13 protein-coding genes are annotated in these 12587 nt (G+C 62.9%); 7 read left to right on the plus strand and 6 right to left on the minus strand.

Annotation, left to right across the window (positions count from 1 at the left end; genetic code table 11):
- Positions 1 to 278 precede the first annotated feature (278 nt).
- On the plus strand, positions 279 to 1544 hold the full coding sequence (locus NCR34_RS00715; RefSeq protein WP_250498872.1) for an MFS transporter: 1266 nt from the start codon (positions 279 to 281) through the stop codon (positions 1542 to 1544).
- Between the two features lie 208 nt (positions 1545 to 1752).
- Positions 1753 to 1935 (plus strand): hypothetical protein, encoded by a 183-nt coding sequence (locus tag NCR34_RS00720; protein WP_175938812.1) that lies wholly within the window; start codon positions 1753 to 1755, stop codon positions 1933 to 1935.
- Between the two features lie 33 nt (positions 1936 to 1968).
- Here NCR34_RS00720 and NCR34_RS00725 read toward each other — a convergent pair whose 3' ends face one another.
- Positions 1969 to 2673: a dienelactone hydrolase family protein gene (locus tag NCR34_RS00725; protein ID WP_248320801.1), complete on the minus strand. Its 705-nt coding sequence runs from the start codon at positions 2671 to 2673 to the stop codon at positions 1969 to 1971.
- Positions 2674 to 3208: 535 nt separating this feature from the next.
- Here NCR34_RS00725 and NCR34_RS00730 point away from each other — a divergent pair.
- The gene (locus NCR34_RS00730) at positions 3209 to 4354 is read left to right on the plus strand and encodes a branched-chain amino acid ABC transporter substrate-binding protein (RefSeq protein WP_159837420.1); all 1146 of its coding nucleotides are present in this window, start codon (positions 3209 to 3211) and stop codon (positions 4352 to 4354) included.
- A gap of 59 nt (positions 4355 to 4413) precedes the next feature.
- On the opposite strand, the gene NCR34_RS00735 is transcribed toward NCR34_RS00730, so the two are convergent.
- The gene (locus NCR34_RS00735; RefSeq protein ID WP_250498873.1) at positions 4414 to 5637 is read right to left on the minus strand and encodes an MFS transporter; all 1224 of its coding nucleotides are present in this window, start codon (positions 5635 to 5637) and stop codon (positions 4414 to 4416) included.
- A gap of 159 nt (positions 5638 to 5796) precedes the next feature.
- On the opposite strand from NCR34_RS00735, the gene NCR34_RS00740 reads away from it, so the two are divergent.
- From NCR34_RS00740 to NCR34_RS00750, 3 genes are all read left to right on the plus strand, one after another.
- The gene (locus NCR34_RS00740; RefSeq protein WP_248322367.1) at positions 5797 to 6462 is read left to right on the plus strand and encodes a HugZ family pyridoxamine 5'-phosphate oxidase; all 666 of its coding nucleotides are present in this window, start codon (positions 5797 to 5799) and stop codon (positions 6460 to 6462) included.
- A 357-nt stretch (positions 6463 to 6819) separates the two neighbouring features.
- On the plus strand, positions 6820 to 7122 hold the full coding sequence (locus tag NCR34_RS00745; RefSeq protein ID WP_248320803.1) for an H-NS histone family protein: 303 nt from the start codon (positions 6820 to 6822) through the stop codon (positions 7120 to 7122).
- 190 nt (positions 7123 to 7312) lie between these two features.
- Positions 7313 to 8491 (plus strand): cation diffusion facilitator family transporter, encoded by a 1179-nt coding sequence (locus tag NCR34_RS00750; RefSeq protein WP_250498874.1) that lies wholly within the window; start codon positions 7313 to 7315, stop codon positions 8489 to 8491.
- Between the two features lie 9 nt (positions 8492 to 8500).
- Here NCR34_RS00750 and NCR34_RS00755 read toward each other — a convergent pair whose 3' ends face one another.
- The 3 genes from NCR34_RS00755 to NCR34_RS00765 form a co-directional block, all read right to left on the minus strand.
- On the minus strand, positions 8501 to 8959 hold the full coding sequence (locus NCR34_RS00755; RefSeq protein WP_008352298.1) for an Lrp/AsnC family transcriptional regulator: 459 nt from the start codon (positions 8957 to 8959) through the stop codon (positions 8501 to 8503).
- Between the two features lie 95 nt (positions 8960 to 9054).
- The gene (locus NCR34_RS00760; protein ID WP_248320805.1) at positions 9055 to 9708 is read right to left on the minus strand and encodes a 3'-5' exonuclease family protein; all 654 of its coding nucleotides are present in this window, start codon (positions 9706 to 9708) and stop codon (positions 9055 to 9057) included.
- Positions 9705 to 10349, minus strand: a complete 645-nt coding sequence (locus tag NCR34_RS00765) for an MBL fold metallo-hydrolase (protein ID WP_248320806.1) — start codon at positions 10347 to 10349, stop codon at positions 9705 to 9707. The genes NCR34_RS00760 and NCR34_RS00765 overlap by 4 nt, the downstream gene beginning before the upstream one ends.
- Before the next feature lie 666 nt (positions 10350 to 11015).
- Here NCR34_RS00765 and NCR34_RS00770 point away from each other — a divergent pair.
- On the plus strand, positions 11016 to 11618 hold the full coding sequence (locus NCR34_RS00770; RefSeq protein ID WP_248320807.1) for a septal ring lytic transglycosylase RlpA family protein: 603 nt from the start codon (positions 11016 to 11018) through the stop codon (positions 11616 to 11618).
- A 51-nt stretch (positions 11619 to 11669) separates the two neighbouring features.
- Here NCR34_RS00770 and rsmI read toward each other — a convergent pair whose 3' ends face one another.
- The gene (gene rsmI / locus NCR34_RS00775; RefSeq protein WP_248320808.1) at positions 11670 to 12551 is read right to left on the minus strand and encodes a 16S rRNA (cytidine(1402)-2'-O)-methyltransferase; all 882 of its coding nucleotides are present in this window, start codon (positions 12549 to 12551) and stop codon (positions 11670 to 11672) included.
- Positions 12552 to 12587 lie beyond the last annotated feature (36 nt).

The raw sequence follows: 12587 nt of genomic DNA on the forward strand, positions 1-12587 counted from the left end.
GTTCCAACAGCACGCGCTCGTGACGGCGCGTGCACCAGACAATCGCCGCGTCTTTGTTGCGGGAAGCGCGACCTGCGCGGCTTTCATGAACGATTGTGCGCTTACTTTAGCCTATGGCAACGCGCAAACGCGATGCCCAATGCCGCGATTTGTTGCCCAGCGCAGACGTTCACTGCGCATTTGCTGTCTGCGGCACATGGAATGCGCCGCTGCATCCGGCAAAACCCTGAGGGACGGCGTATCGTTGAGGGTTTCAGTTTTAAGCGGAGACTTCATTCGTGAACGCATCACCCGCGCCGCAGCGCAAAGATGTGCCGCCCGCGTCTGCGGAACTCTATCTGGAGCGCGGCTCGCGAGCTTACTGGCGCGCTGCGCTCGCGCTGCTCTTTGCGGGTTACGCGACGTTTTCGCTGCTTTATTGCGTGCAGCCGCTGCTCCCGGAGTTCACGAAGGACTTCGGCGTCAGCCCGGCGGTCAGCGCGCTCGCGGTGTCCGTGAGCACGGCGGCGTTGGCGGTGGCTATTTTCATCGCGGGATTCGTCTCCGAGAGCTGGAGCCGTCATCGGTTGATGACGCTGTCGTTGCTCGCGTCGTCGGTGCTGACGGTCGTCGCGGCGTTGCTGCCGAACTGGCACGCGCTGCTCGTGGTGCGCGCGCTCGAAGGCTTCGCGCTCGGCGGCGTGCCGGCCGTCGCAATGGCGTATCTCGCGGAAGAAGTGCATCCCGAAGGACTCGGCCTCGCGATGGGCCTCTATGTCGGCGGAACGGCGATCGGCGGCATGGCCGGGCGCGTGATCAGCGGCGTGCTCGCGGACTTCTTCGGCTGGCGCGTGGCGATCGGCGGCATCGGCGTGCTCGGACTGCTCGCGACGCTGGCGTTCCGGTCGCTGCTGCCGCCGTCGCGACGCTTCAAGCCGCGGCGCGGCGTCGGGTTCGCGCATCACCGCAGTTCGCTAGTCGGGCATCTGCGGCATGGCGGCCTACCGTTTCTCTTTCTGATCGGCTTTGTGCTGATGGGCAGCTTCGTCACGGTGTACAACTACGTCGGTTATCGGCTGCTGGGCGCGCCGTTCGGGCTCAACCAGACGCAGATCGGCGCCATTTTCACCGTGTACCTCACTGGCGTGGTCGCGTCGCCGTGGTCGGGCAAGATGGCCGATGCTTTCGGCCGTGGCCGCGTGCTGATTGCCGCGATCGTGCTGATGATGACCGGCATCGCGCTGACGCTTTCGATGTCGCTGCCGGTGATCATCGGCGGAATCGCTTGCCTGACGTTCGGCTTCTTCGCGGGACATTCGGTGGCGAGCGGCTGGGTCGGCCGGCTCGCGACACAGGCGAAAGGCCAGGCCGCCGCGCTGTATCTGCTGGCGTATTACATGGGATCGAGCCTGATCGGATCGTATGGCGGGCACTTCTGGACCGGCTTCGGCTGGCCGGGCGTGGTCGGGTTGATCGCGGGACTGCTCGTGATCGGCGTCGCGGCTGCGGCTTATCTGAATGGCCGCGAACGGGCGCTGATCCGCGCGCCGTCGAAAGCCGAATGAAATCGGACGAAACTAAGGGTTTTACCGCGTCCGCTTAATAACGCGGGCTGCGGAGCCTTCTGTCACAAGGCTCCGGCGTTTTCAGCGAACCCTGTTTCGCGACGACGGCGCAACGCGCTTTCTCCCGCCGCCTATACTCGAATCGTCGATGCGCACGTTCGCGCCGGCACGATTCGAGCGAGAAAAGCAGGACGATGGGAGACGCACCATGACGTATTTCACGATCGGCGATTTCATTCTGGTCATCCCGATGGCGCTTGCCGGCGCGCTGTTCTTAGGCGCCATTCCGTGCGCATCGCACTTCAAGAATAACGTGCTGCGAGCGTGCGGGGCGCTCGTCGGCGTGCTCGTCGCGTTCCTGCTGGTAGAGGGCTTGCCCGCGCTGATATGACGGCGCACGGCGTGCGCCGCGCGCGTTCGCTACTTACAGGTGCTGGCCGAGGAACGTCAGCGTGCGGCCGTGCGCGAGCGCCGACGCCTTCGCGTTATACGACGCGCGATCGCCGCAGTTGAAGCCGTGGTCGGCGGCCGGGTAGACATACAGTTCCGAGTCCGCGCGGCCGGCGAAGCGCTGGCGCACCGCATCGACGGCGTCAGCGGGAATGTGCGCGTCGAGTTCGCCGTAGTGGAACTGAATCGGCGCCTTCACCTGATCGGCCTTGTCCAACTGATTCTGGATGCCGCCGCCGTAGTACGCGACGGCCGCATCCACCGAGCCTTGCGCCGCCGCGAGATACGCGAGCCGGCCGCCGAAGCAATAGCCGATCGCGGCGACCTTGCCGCTCGCTTCCGGCAGCGCGCGCAGCGCCTTGGCAGCGGCGCCGACATCCGCGACGGCCGAATCCACGTCGGTCTTTTGCAGCAGTTCCATCGCCTTCTCGCGATCCGCGCCTTCGTACCCGAGCTCGACGCGCGGCTGCGTGCGCCAGAAAACGTCGGGCGCGAGCGCGACATAGCCGTCAGCGGCGTATTGATCGGCGACACTGCGGATATGCGCGTTCACCCCGAAGATCTCCTGCAGGATGATCACGGCAGGCCCCATCCCCGTCTTGGGCAGCGCGAGGTAGCCCTGGAAGCTGCCGCCGTCGGCGGGAATGTCGATCCATCGGGAAGTCACGGTTACGGTCACGTCGATGCTCCTTGCTTGGTTGACTATAAGAACGCAGGCGAGTGAGTTTGCCAGCTTTCCCTTTCGGCCGCCTGAGCGCGGTCAGTCGTTGGCGGGAAGCAGGCACACGGATTGACCGGGCAGGCGATTTTTAGAGGCGAGTGCCTAAAGCCAAGCGTTAAACAGCTTTTGAAACCGGCTAATGGCGACCAGCGCCGCGCGATTATCGGCAGGCATGCGAAAGAACTCGAAGGCCGGCCCGAAACCCGCATCGGTTGGGCCTGGCGGCGCAATCGCCACCACAAACGGGCGGCGTTCTCAACTGGCCGTTAATCGGTAGTCACACCAGTATCTTAAAAAACTTCCCTAAATTAATTTGACAACCCTACACTTCTCGCGCGGTGCGGATGGCGGCTGCCACAAACAGCCGGCCGGAAGGACTTGCCAAGTGCAATACGATGCATCCGGCGTGGTCGTCCACGGGACTGAGCGATCGTGATGAAAGACGGGGCACAGGGCGATTACGTTGTTTTTGGGACCGAAACTGGAGACTTACATGAACACCAAGCTTCACAAAGTGTTGCCGATCAGCGCCGCAGCCGTGCTGTTCGCTACGTTGGCAACGTCCGCAGCAGCCGACCAGGTCGTCAAGATCGGTCACGTCGCTCCGCTGACCGGCGGTATCGCTCACCTGGGCAAGGACAACGAAAACGGCGCGCGGCTCGCAGTCGAAGAGATCAACGCGAAGGGTCTCACCATCGGCGGCCAGAAGATCACCCTGCAACTGGACCCGCAAGACGACGCAGCCGACCCGCGTACCGCTACGCAAGTCGCGCAGAAGCTCGTCGACGACAAGGTCGTCGCAGTGGTCGGCCACCTGAACTCCGGTACGTCCATCCCGGCATCGAAGATTTATAGCGACGCGGGCATCGTCCAGATCTCGCCGTCCGCAACGAACCCGACCTACACGCAGCAAGGCTTCAAGACGACGTACCGCGTCGTCGCGACCGATGCGCAACAAGGCCCGGCGCTCGCGAACTACGCAGCGAAGAACCTGAAGGTGAAGAGCGTCGCCGTGGTCGACGACTCGACCGCGTACGGACAGGGTCTCGCGAACGAGTTCGAGAAGACCGCGAAGTCGCTGGGTCTGAAGGTCGTTTCGCACGACGCGACCAACGACAAGGCCGTCGACTTCCGCGCGATTCTGACGAAGATCAAGGGCGAGAACCCCGACGCCGTGATGTACGGCGGCATGGACGCGACCGGCGGCCCGTTCGCCAAGCAGGCGAAGCAGCTCGGCCTGCGCGCGAAGGTGCTCGCGGGCGACGGCGTCTGCACGGAAAAGCTGGCTGACCTTGCCGGCGACGCGACCGACAACGTCGTGTGCTCGGAAGCAGGCATGGCGCTGGAGAAGATGGAAGGCGGTCAGGCATTCGCTGCGAAGTATCAGAAGCGTTTCGGCCAGCCGATCCAGATCTACGCGCCGTTCACGTATGACGCCGTGTACATCATCGTCGACGCGATGAAGCGCGCGAACTCGGTCGATCCGGCCAAGATCCTCGCCGCGATGCCGAACACGGACTACAAGGGCGTGATCGGCCAGACGACCTTCGATTCGAAGGGCGACCTGAAGCATGGCGTGATCTCGCTGTACGACTACAAGGCAGGCAAGAAGACGCTGCTCGACGTCGTCAAGATGTAATCGCGGTTGGGCGTGAGCCCGGGAAGAACGCGCGGACTTTCGAAGGTCCGCGCGTTTTTTTATATCTTCAGGCGCCTGAGGATGCGCGGGCCGATCAGCGCGATCGCCGCGCAGCACGCCGCGACGACGCACAAGCCGATGGGCAACGTGCTCACCTGCGCGACGCCGCCAATCAGCACCGGTCCGAGCAGCAAGCCGAAGTACGCGAGCCCGGCGACCTGCGCGAGCCCTTCAGCCGCCGTGACGCCTTCGACGCGCGCCGCCGCCGCGAAGAGCACCGGCATCATGTTCGCGAGTCCGAGGCCCATGAGCGTGAAGCCCGTCATCGTGACGAAGGCGTTCGGCACGACGAGCGCCATCACCATGCCGACGAACGCGAGCCCCGCGCTGCCGAACACGAGCTGCGGCGCGCCGAAGCGGGCGCGCACTGCATCGCCGCCGAAGCGCCCGGCCGCCATGCCGCCGGAGAATGCGGCATACGCGGCGCTCGACAACGACGGCGACGCCTCGACGACATCGCGCATATAGACGGTGGCCCAGTCGTACATGGCGCCTTCCGCGATCAGCGCGACGAGCGCCAGGCCGCCCAACGCCCACAGCGCCCCCGAGCGCCAGCGATTCGACGACGACGCCTTCGCGTGCGCCTCGTGATGCGGCACGTGCGGCAGCACGGACGGCATCGAAGCCAGCAGCACGACGAGACTCGCGCCCGCCGCGAGCGCCAGATGCGCCGCCGGCGCGAGCCCGTGCGCGAGCAGCGTGCCGCCGATTGCCGCGCCTGCCATCCCGCCGATGCTGAACATGCCGTGCAGCGACGACATGATCGGCCGCCCGAGCGCCTCTTCGACGGCGCTCGCTTCGGCGTTCATCGCGACATCGAGCGTGGCCATTCCCGCGCCGAACATCGCGAGCACCATCAGCAGCAGCCAGAAAGACGGCACGACGAGGATTAGCGCGCCGCATGCCGTCATCGCGATGCCGCCCGCCATGCACGCCGTGCGCGTGCCGGCGCGCGCGATCCAGGACCCCGTGGTGATCATCGCGAAAATGGAGCCGCCGGCGACCGCGAACAGCGCGAGCGACAGCATGCCGGGGCTGAGCGCGAACTTGTCGCGCACGGTCGGGACGTGGACGCCCCACGACGCGTACATCATGCCGGCGATGAAGAAGACGGCCATCGTGGCGTATCGGGCGCGCTGGCGCGTGGCTTGAGGAAGACTGCGATGCACCGCGAGCGATGGGTTGGACTCGCGGGTGGAAGAAGCGGAAGTCGAGTCGGACACGGTTGAGCCATTGGAAAGGTGGCGCGCGGCGGCAATGACGCGGAACAACCGCCGATCATGCCGCCTTTCGCGAGAGCTTACGATTCTATCGAACGGCCAGGAGACACGCTGACCGCGCTGATTTACCATTTTCGGCAGTTCACTTGTCGACCTCTTTTCATGAATATCCCGCCGCAAGCGCCGCTTCATTTGCTGCATCGTGTTTCGGAAGGAACCCTCGCGACTCATTCGCGCGATCCAGCCGGCTTTCCTTATCCGACTGCATTGCCATTCGCGCTTACCGCGCGTCATGCGCCGATGCTGCTCATCAGTCACCTCGCGGAACACACGCGCAATCTTCAAGCCGATCCCCGCGCCGGGTTTCTCGTCGCGCATGCAAATGGCGCAAGCGTCCTGGAAGGTCAGCGCCTGACTTTGCTGGGCACGTTCGAACCTGCGGCGAAATCGGATCACGAACAGCTGGCTCGGCGATATCTGCGCTATCACCCTGATGCGGCGCGTTATCTCGCATTAGGCGACTTCGCATTCTGGGTGCTTTCGACGCAGCGCATGCGCTATATCGGCGGCTTCGGGGCGATGGGCTGGCTCGACGGAAACGAAATCGATTCGCTGGAACCGTTGAGCGATGACGAAGAAGCCGCGCTTTGCGCGTTCTCCGACACCCATGCAAGCCGGCCAGCCGACGTTCGATTATTGGGGATAGACCGGTACGGCTGCGATTTGCTCGAATCAGGCATGCGCAATCGTTTTACTTTCGATAAACCCAAGCTGAATGCAGAAGAACTGAAAGCCGCGCTCATAGACTGTTTCGAACGGCACGCGTAAGACGCATCGACGCTCGCATGCGCTTTACGGCGACTGCTGACTGTCGCTGAGCCAAGAAATGGCACGAGAAGCTGCCATCGCATGAGAATTTGTATGCAATGCCGATGGGTTGTTTTCGTCTCATGCGATTCTCAGGCTCATCGGACACTGAATCGGAGAATTACGTCAGCGCGTCAGCGTTCAACACGGCGAACGAGTCGGCAAATGTTACGAGTAATTAGCCAATACAATTAATCGCAATCCTGCTATGCCGCGATTTAGCGGAAATGTGTTAATCTGCGATTCAGTCCGAGGCTATACTGATAACCGAAGAGCGAGCACCGACTCGCAAGCCAATACACCACTTAGGGATTTGCCATGCCTTCATACAAGGAACTGCTCGCACAGCGCGAGTCTCTTGAGCGTCAGATCGAAGAAGCGAAGTCGCGCGAATACGCCGAAGTACTTAATGAGATCAAGCAGAAAATGGCCGATTACGGCATCACGCTTCAGGAATTGGCCGGTGGCCGCGGCGCGAAAACCGCTAAGGCATCGCGCAGCCGCACGGGTGTCGCGCCGAAATACCGCGATCCCGAGAGCGGCAGCACGTGGTCCGGCCGCGGCAAGCCGCCCAAGTGGATTGCGGGCCAGGATCGCGATAGTTTCCTGATCGGTAAATAAGCCGCGCTTCAGTCGGAGAATGAAGGCCGCGCCCAATGGCGCGGCTTTTTTTGTTGGCGCCGCGCTATTCATTCACGACGCTCGGTTAAATTAGCGACGAGAATGCGTCGCGTTATTAAGACGTTGATTTAAAAGCAGAACCGGTGCGTGCCTGATAAAATGCTGTCAATGGACACCCCGAGCACTTTACATGACACTTTCGACGGCGCACGCAACAGAAAAGCACGATGTCGCAGTTCGGACGACCTGGACGAGTATCGCGCTTAACAGCGGACTCACTACCGCGCAACTCGCGGTCGGTCTCGTTGCGCATTCGCAGGCGTTGATTGCGGACGGCGTTCATTCACTCGCCGATATCGTTTCCGATCTCGTGGTTCTGATTGCGAACCGAAAGGCGGCGGCCGTGCCGGATGTGGATCATAACTATGGCCACAGCCGTTACGAAACAGTGGCTTCGCTATTCCTCGGTGGATTGCTCATTGCTGTCGGTATCGGCATGTTATGGCGCGCGGGCGTTCGCATCATGAATCTGGGCGAAATCCCGCCGGTTCATGCAAGCGCACTGGTCGTCGCCATAATCGTTCTTGTTTCGAAAGAAGCGCTGTTTCGCTATATGCTGCGCGCGGCCGAACGCGTGCGCTCTGCAATGCTCGTCGCGAATGCGTGGCATGCGCGATCAGATGCCGCTTCTTCGCTTGTCGTCGCGCTCGGCATCGTCGGCAGTATCGCAGGGTTCCGCATTCTCGATCCCATTGCGGCGGCGCTTGTCGGTTTTCTGGTCGGCCGAATGGGCTGGACGTTCGCGTGGGATGCGCTGCAAGACCTTTCGGACCGCGCGCTGGATGAATCGACCACGACCGATTTTCGCGGCATTTTGCTGGGAACACCCGGCGTGCGCGATGTGCATGACTTGCGTACCCGCAAAATGGGCGATCTCGCCATTGTCGATGCGCACATACTGGTGGACCCGCTGATTTCGGTTTCGGAGGGTCATTACATCGCCGAATCCGCGCGGGCGCATATCCTGGCCGATTCGCGCGTAATCGACGCGCTCATTCACGTCGATCCGGAAAGCGATGCCGTGAATCCGCTGCCCGGCAATTTCCCGCTGCGTTCCACGGTGACGAAGGCGGTGACTGCTGCGTTTTCAGAGCAGGGCTTATCCGTCGATACATTGAATCTGCACTATCTGAAGCGCGGCTTCGACGTGGAAATCGTTCTGCCGTACGCTGCGGAAAGCAAGACGGCGCCCCGACTCGCGGACGTCGATCTGGATGCGCTCAGGCAACGACTGGGCGCGCGTCAGATTCGCGTGACGCAGGCTGTGAAAGTGGCCGCGCCTCAAGCCGCAAGAAACGCCTCGGAATAAGGCGCGCGGTTAAAGCGGCAATTGCGTATCGAACTTGATTTCCCGTAGCACGACGCTCGTGCGCACTTGCGCGACCGCCGGAATCTTGAAGATGCGATCGTGAAGAAACGCGTCGTACGCCTTGATATCGGGCGCGACGATCTTCAGGATGTAATCAGATTCGCCCGTCGTGCTGTAGCACTCGGTCACTTCGGGACACGTGGCGATTTCGCGTTCGAATTGCTCGACGCCGCCTTCCGTATGTCGCGTCAAATGAATATGCGCGAGCGCGCAGACGTGTAGGCCGAGCTTTTCACGGTCGAGCAGCGCCGTATAACGCTGAATGACGCCGGACTGCTCCATGTCCTTGATACGGCGCCAGCACGGCGTACTCGACAGCCCGACCTGATCGGAGATTTCCTGAACGGAACGCCGCGCGTCCAGTTGCAGAAGACGCAGGATTTTTTGTGAGAATGTATCGAGAGTCAACTGCGCCTCCGTTCGGTCGCGATCTGACTCCAATGGTAGAGGCCCCAGAAAAGAAGCGCAATGCAACGTGGGCGCAACGAGGGAGATTCCCTAACTCACTGCCCTGCGGGCGGTGTTTTACCTTCAGGATGATCTTCCGTCGGTTCGTCAGCGCTCGCTGCCGCTTGGGATGAAGCCAAAGCCGCCTGCGCTCCGCGCAGATCGGCGAGCATGTTGCAGAAGAGCGCGCCTTGCTCGATCGCGTCGTCGAGCGCCACATGCGTGTGCGGCAAGTCGTCGAACCAGTGCTTCGGCAAGCGCGGCTTGATTGCCTTCCGATACGGCAGGCCGGTGATGGCGAAGGCGAGCGTCTTCATATCGAGCGCCGACCATGAAAACGGGCAGCGTTGGGCGAAGCGCATCATGTACCAGAACATATGCGTGAAGTCGAAGCCCGCCGGATACGCGACGAACACCGGCTTGCCCGGCAGCGCCTCGACCCATTCGACGTAGTTCACAAGCGCCACTTCCGGCTTCTGCAGATCGGTCCGGCATGCGGCCCATGCTTCGGGCTGCGTTTTCCACCACGCGGCCTGCACCGGATGCGGGGCCGCGCCTTCCAGCGTTTCGAGATTCGCGGAGAACGTGGCGATGAGTTGCTTGTCGGCCGTGTACGCCGCCGACGCGAAACTCAGCATCGAGTGCGGGCCGGGAATGGGGCCGTCTGCTTCGACGTCCGTGCTGACGTAGATTTCGGGAATCGCGTTCATGCGGCGACTCCATCGGCCACGAACGGATTCGTGCGGCGTTCTTCGCCGAAGGTCGATGCCGGGCCGTGGCCCGGAACGAACGTGACGTCGTCGCCGAGCGGCCAGAGCTTCTCGCGGATCGAGCGGATGAGCTCGGCGTGATTGCCGCGCGGAAAGTCCGTTCGGCCGATGGAGCCGGCGAACAGCACGTCACCGACGAACGCAAGCCGATGCTCGCGGCTGAAGAACACGACATGCCCCGGCGTGTGGCCGGGACAGAAGAAGACTTCCAGCGTCTCGTTGCCGAACTGCACGGTCTCGCCGTCTTCCAGCCATCGGTCGGGCGTGAATGCTTGCGCATTCGCGAAGCCGAACCGCTGCGACTGCGCCGGCAGCTGGTCGATCCAGAACGCGTCTTCCTTCTGCGGCCCTTCGATCTGCACGCCGTAATGATCCGCGAGCGCCTTCGCGCCGCCGCAGTGATCGAGATGACCGTGCGTGAGCAGCACCTTCTCGACCGTCACGCCCTGCCGATCCACCTCCGCGATGATCCGCTCGATGTCGCCGCCCGGATCGACGACGGCCGCGCGGCGCGTCGCTTCGCAAACGACGATAGAGCAGTTCTGCTGGAACGGCGTGACGGGAACGAGAGTGACTTTCATCGGTCTGTCCGGGGGACGGCGCCTGTAAAAACGTTCATTGTACCGGCCGCTCCGAAGCCGCGACGGTCGCATGCAGACGCTTGGAAAAGACTGTCGCAATCGGAAATTCTTGCGCCCATAGGCAGAATCAATGACGATTTCCACAGTCGGCGCAGCCAGACCCCGCTTTTTTTGTATAATGGGCTCACTAGTGCATGGATTTGGTCATGCCGTCAATGGGCGACTGCCGAAACGCCAGTGCGTTTTTACAATCGCCATCAGTAAGCTGTTAGGGGCCAAAAGCCTCGCAACTGCAACTCAACGCACCTTCTTGTAGGTGCACACGTCTTGTCCAGCCGGGCGCTGCGCGTCCGTTCGATGGCCTTTGCCGCCGTCACGCTGGATGGGGCCTACGCCGCCGTTCCTGCGCCGTCTCGTGGTCGAGGCGGGCACGAGCGTGATGCCACGTTCGATGGCGGCATGTGGGGTCTGGTCAGGCTGCCGGGGACAGGTTGCGCCAGACGTGAACGATAACCGGGCGTTTGCGGCACGAGTACGCCGCATCCGAGCATCAGTCTGCCGTTCGCTTACGCGAGCGGCGCGCTGCTTTGCGCGGACAAGCCTTTGGCTGCCTGACGCGCGCTCACCAGCGCGGCGCGGCGGCCCTTTTACCGTTGGTAACCGCCTATGAATGCTCGATTCATTCGACATATTGCAAGCCTGTTCGCTGTCGGCGTCCTGGCAGGTTGCGCCGCGCCCGGTTCAGGCGACGTCGCGTCATATCATCAGACCACGCCTAGTATCAGCATGGCAAGTGCCCGCTCGAATGCGCCGCTCGCATTCGACACGAACCTGAGCACCGTTCCGGCCGACAACGCGAACAAGAGCCAGTCGCTCTCCGAAGCGGAGCCGATCACGGACGGTCCGAACGTCGGCACGTTCGAACAAAAGGGCAAGGCTTCGTGGTACGGCCGCTGGTTCCATGGCCGCAAGACGGCGAGCGGCGAGAAGTTCGATATGAACGCGATGACCGCCGCCCACCGCACGCTGCCGCTCGCCTCATGGGTGCGCGTGACGAACGAGTCGAACCACAAGACCGTCGTGGTGAAGATCAACGATCGCGGTCCTTACGTGCGTGGCCGCGTGATCGACCTGTCGTATGCTGCCGCCGCCGCGCTCGGCATGCGCGGCGTGGGTACGCAGAAAGTAAAGATCGAGGGCCTCACGCAGCAGGAAGCGCGTGCGGCGCGCGAGCAGTCGCAGTCGCTCGCGGATGACAGCGTGAACTGAGCTTTTTCGCCTCACTCGATTATCGTCGGGCCGTCTCTCGACGGCCCGTTTTCATTCCTGCGCGGGCTTATTGAGCCGCAGCGCGCGCTCATACAGCGCATTGCGCGGCGCGCCCGTCAGCGTCGCCGCGATCCGCGCCGCGCTTTTCACCGACAACTCCTCCAGCAGCGTCAGAAGCAGCGCATCGTGCGCGTCCTCGGCATCCTCCGCTTCGGGCGCGCCTTCAACTACGAGCACGAACTCGCCGCGCTGACGATTAGCATCGCCTTCGAGCCACGTTGGCCCTTCGGCCAGGGTGCAGCGATGCAGGCTCTCGTGTAACTTCGTCAACTCGCGTGCAATTAGAAGCTGCCGCTCGCCACCCAACGCATCGGCGAGCGCGCGCGTCGTTTCGAGAATGCGATGCGGCGCTTCGTAGAAGACGAGCGCCATCGGATGCCGCGCGAGCGTGTGCAATTGCGAGGCGCGCTGCTTGGCCTTCGCCGGCAGAAAGCCGACGAAGGTGAAGCCGTTGACCCACGCGCCCGCCGCGCTCAATGCGGTGACGACCGCGCTCGGCCCCGGAAGCGGAACGACGGGCAGGCCGGCTTCGCGCACGGCATCGACGAGACGCGCGCCGGGGTCCGAAATGCCTGGCGTCCCTGCATCCGACACACACGCGACGCGCTCGCCGCTACGCAGATGCTCGATCACGCGCTCGGCCGCGCTGCGTTCGTTGTGCTCGTGCACGGCGATGGACGGCTTCGAGATGCCGTAACGCGCGAGCAGTTGCGCGGTGTTGCGCGTGTCTTCAGCGGCGATGCGATCGACGAGGGAAAGCACATGCAGCGCGCGCACGGTGATATCTGCGGCATTGCCGATGGGCGTGGCGACGACGTACAGCGCGCCCGCCGGATACTGCTGCCCGGCGGCCAGTTCAGTGATTTGCAGCATGTGCGCGGGCGGGCGTAGAGCAAAGAGGAGAGGACG

It is taken from the genome of Caballeronia sp. GAWG1-5s-s, from assembly GCF_023631445.1.
Lineage (GTDB): Bacteria > Pseudomonadota > Gammaproteobacteria > Burkholderiales > Burkholderiaceae > Caballeronia.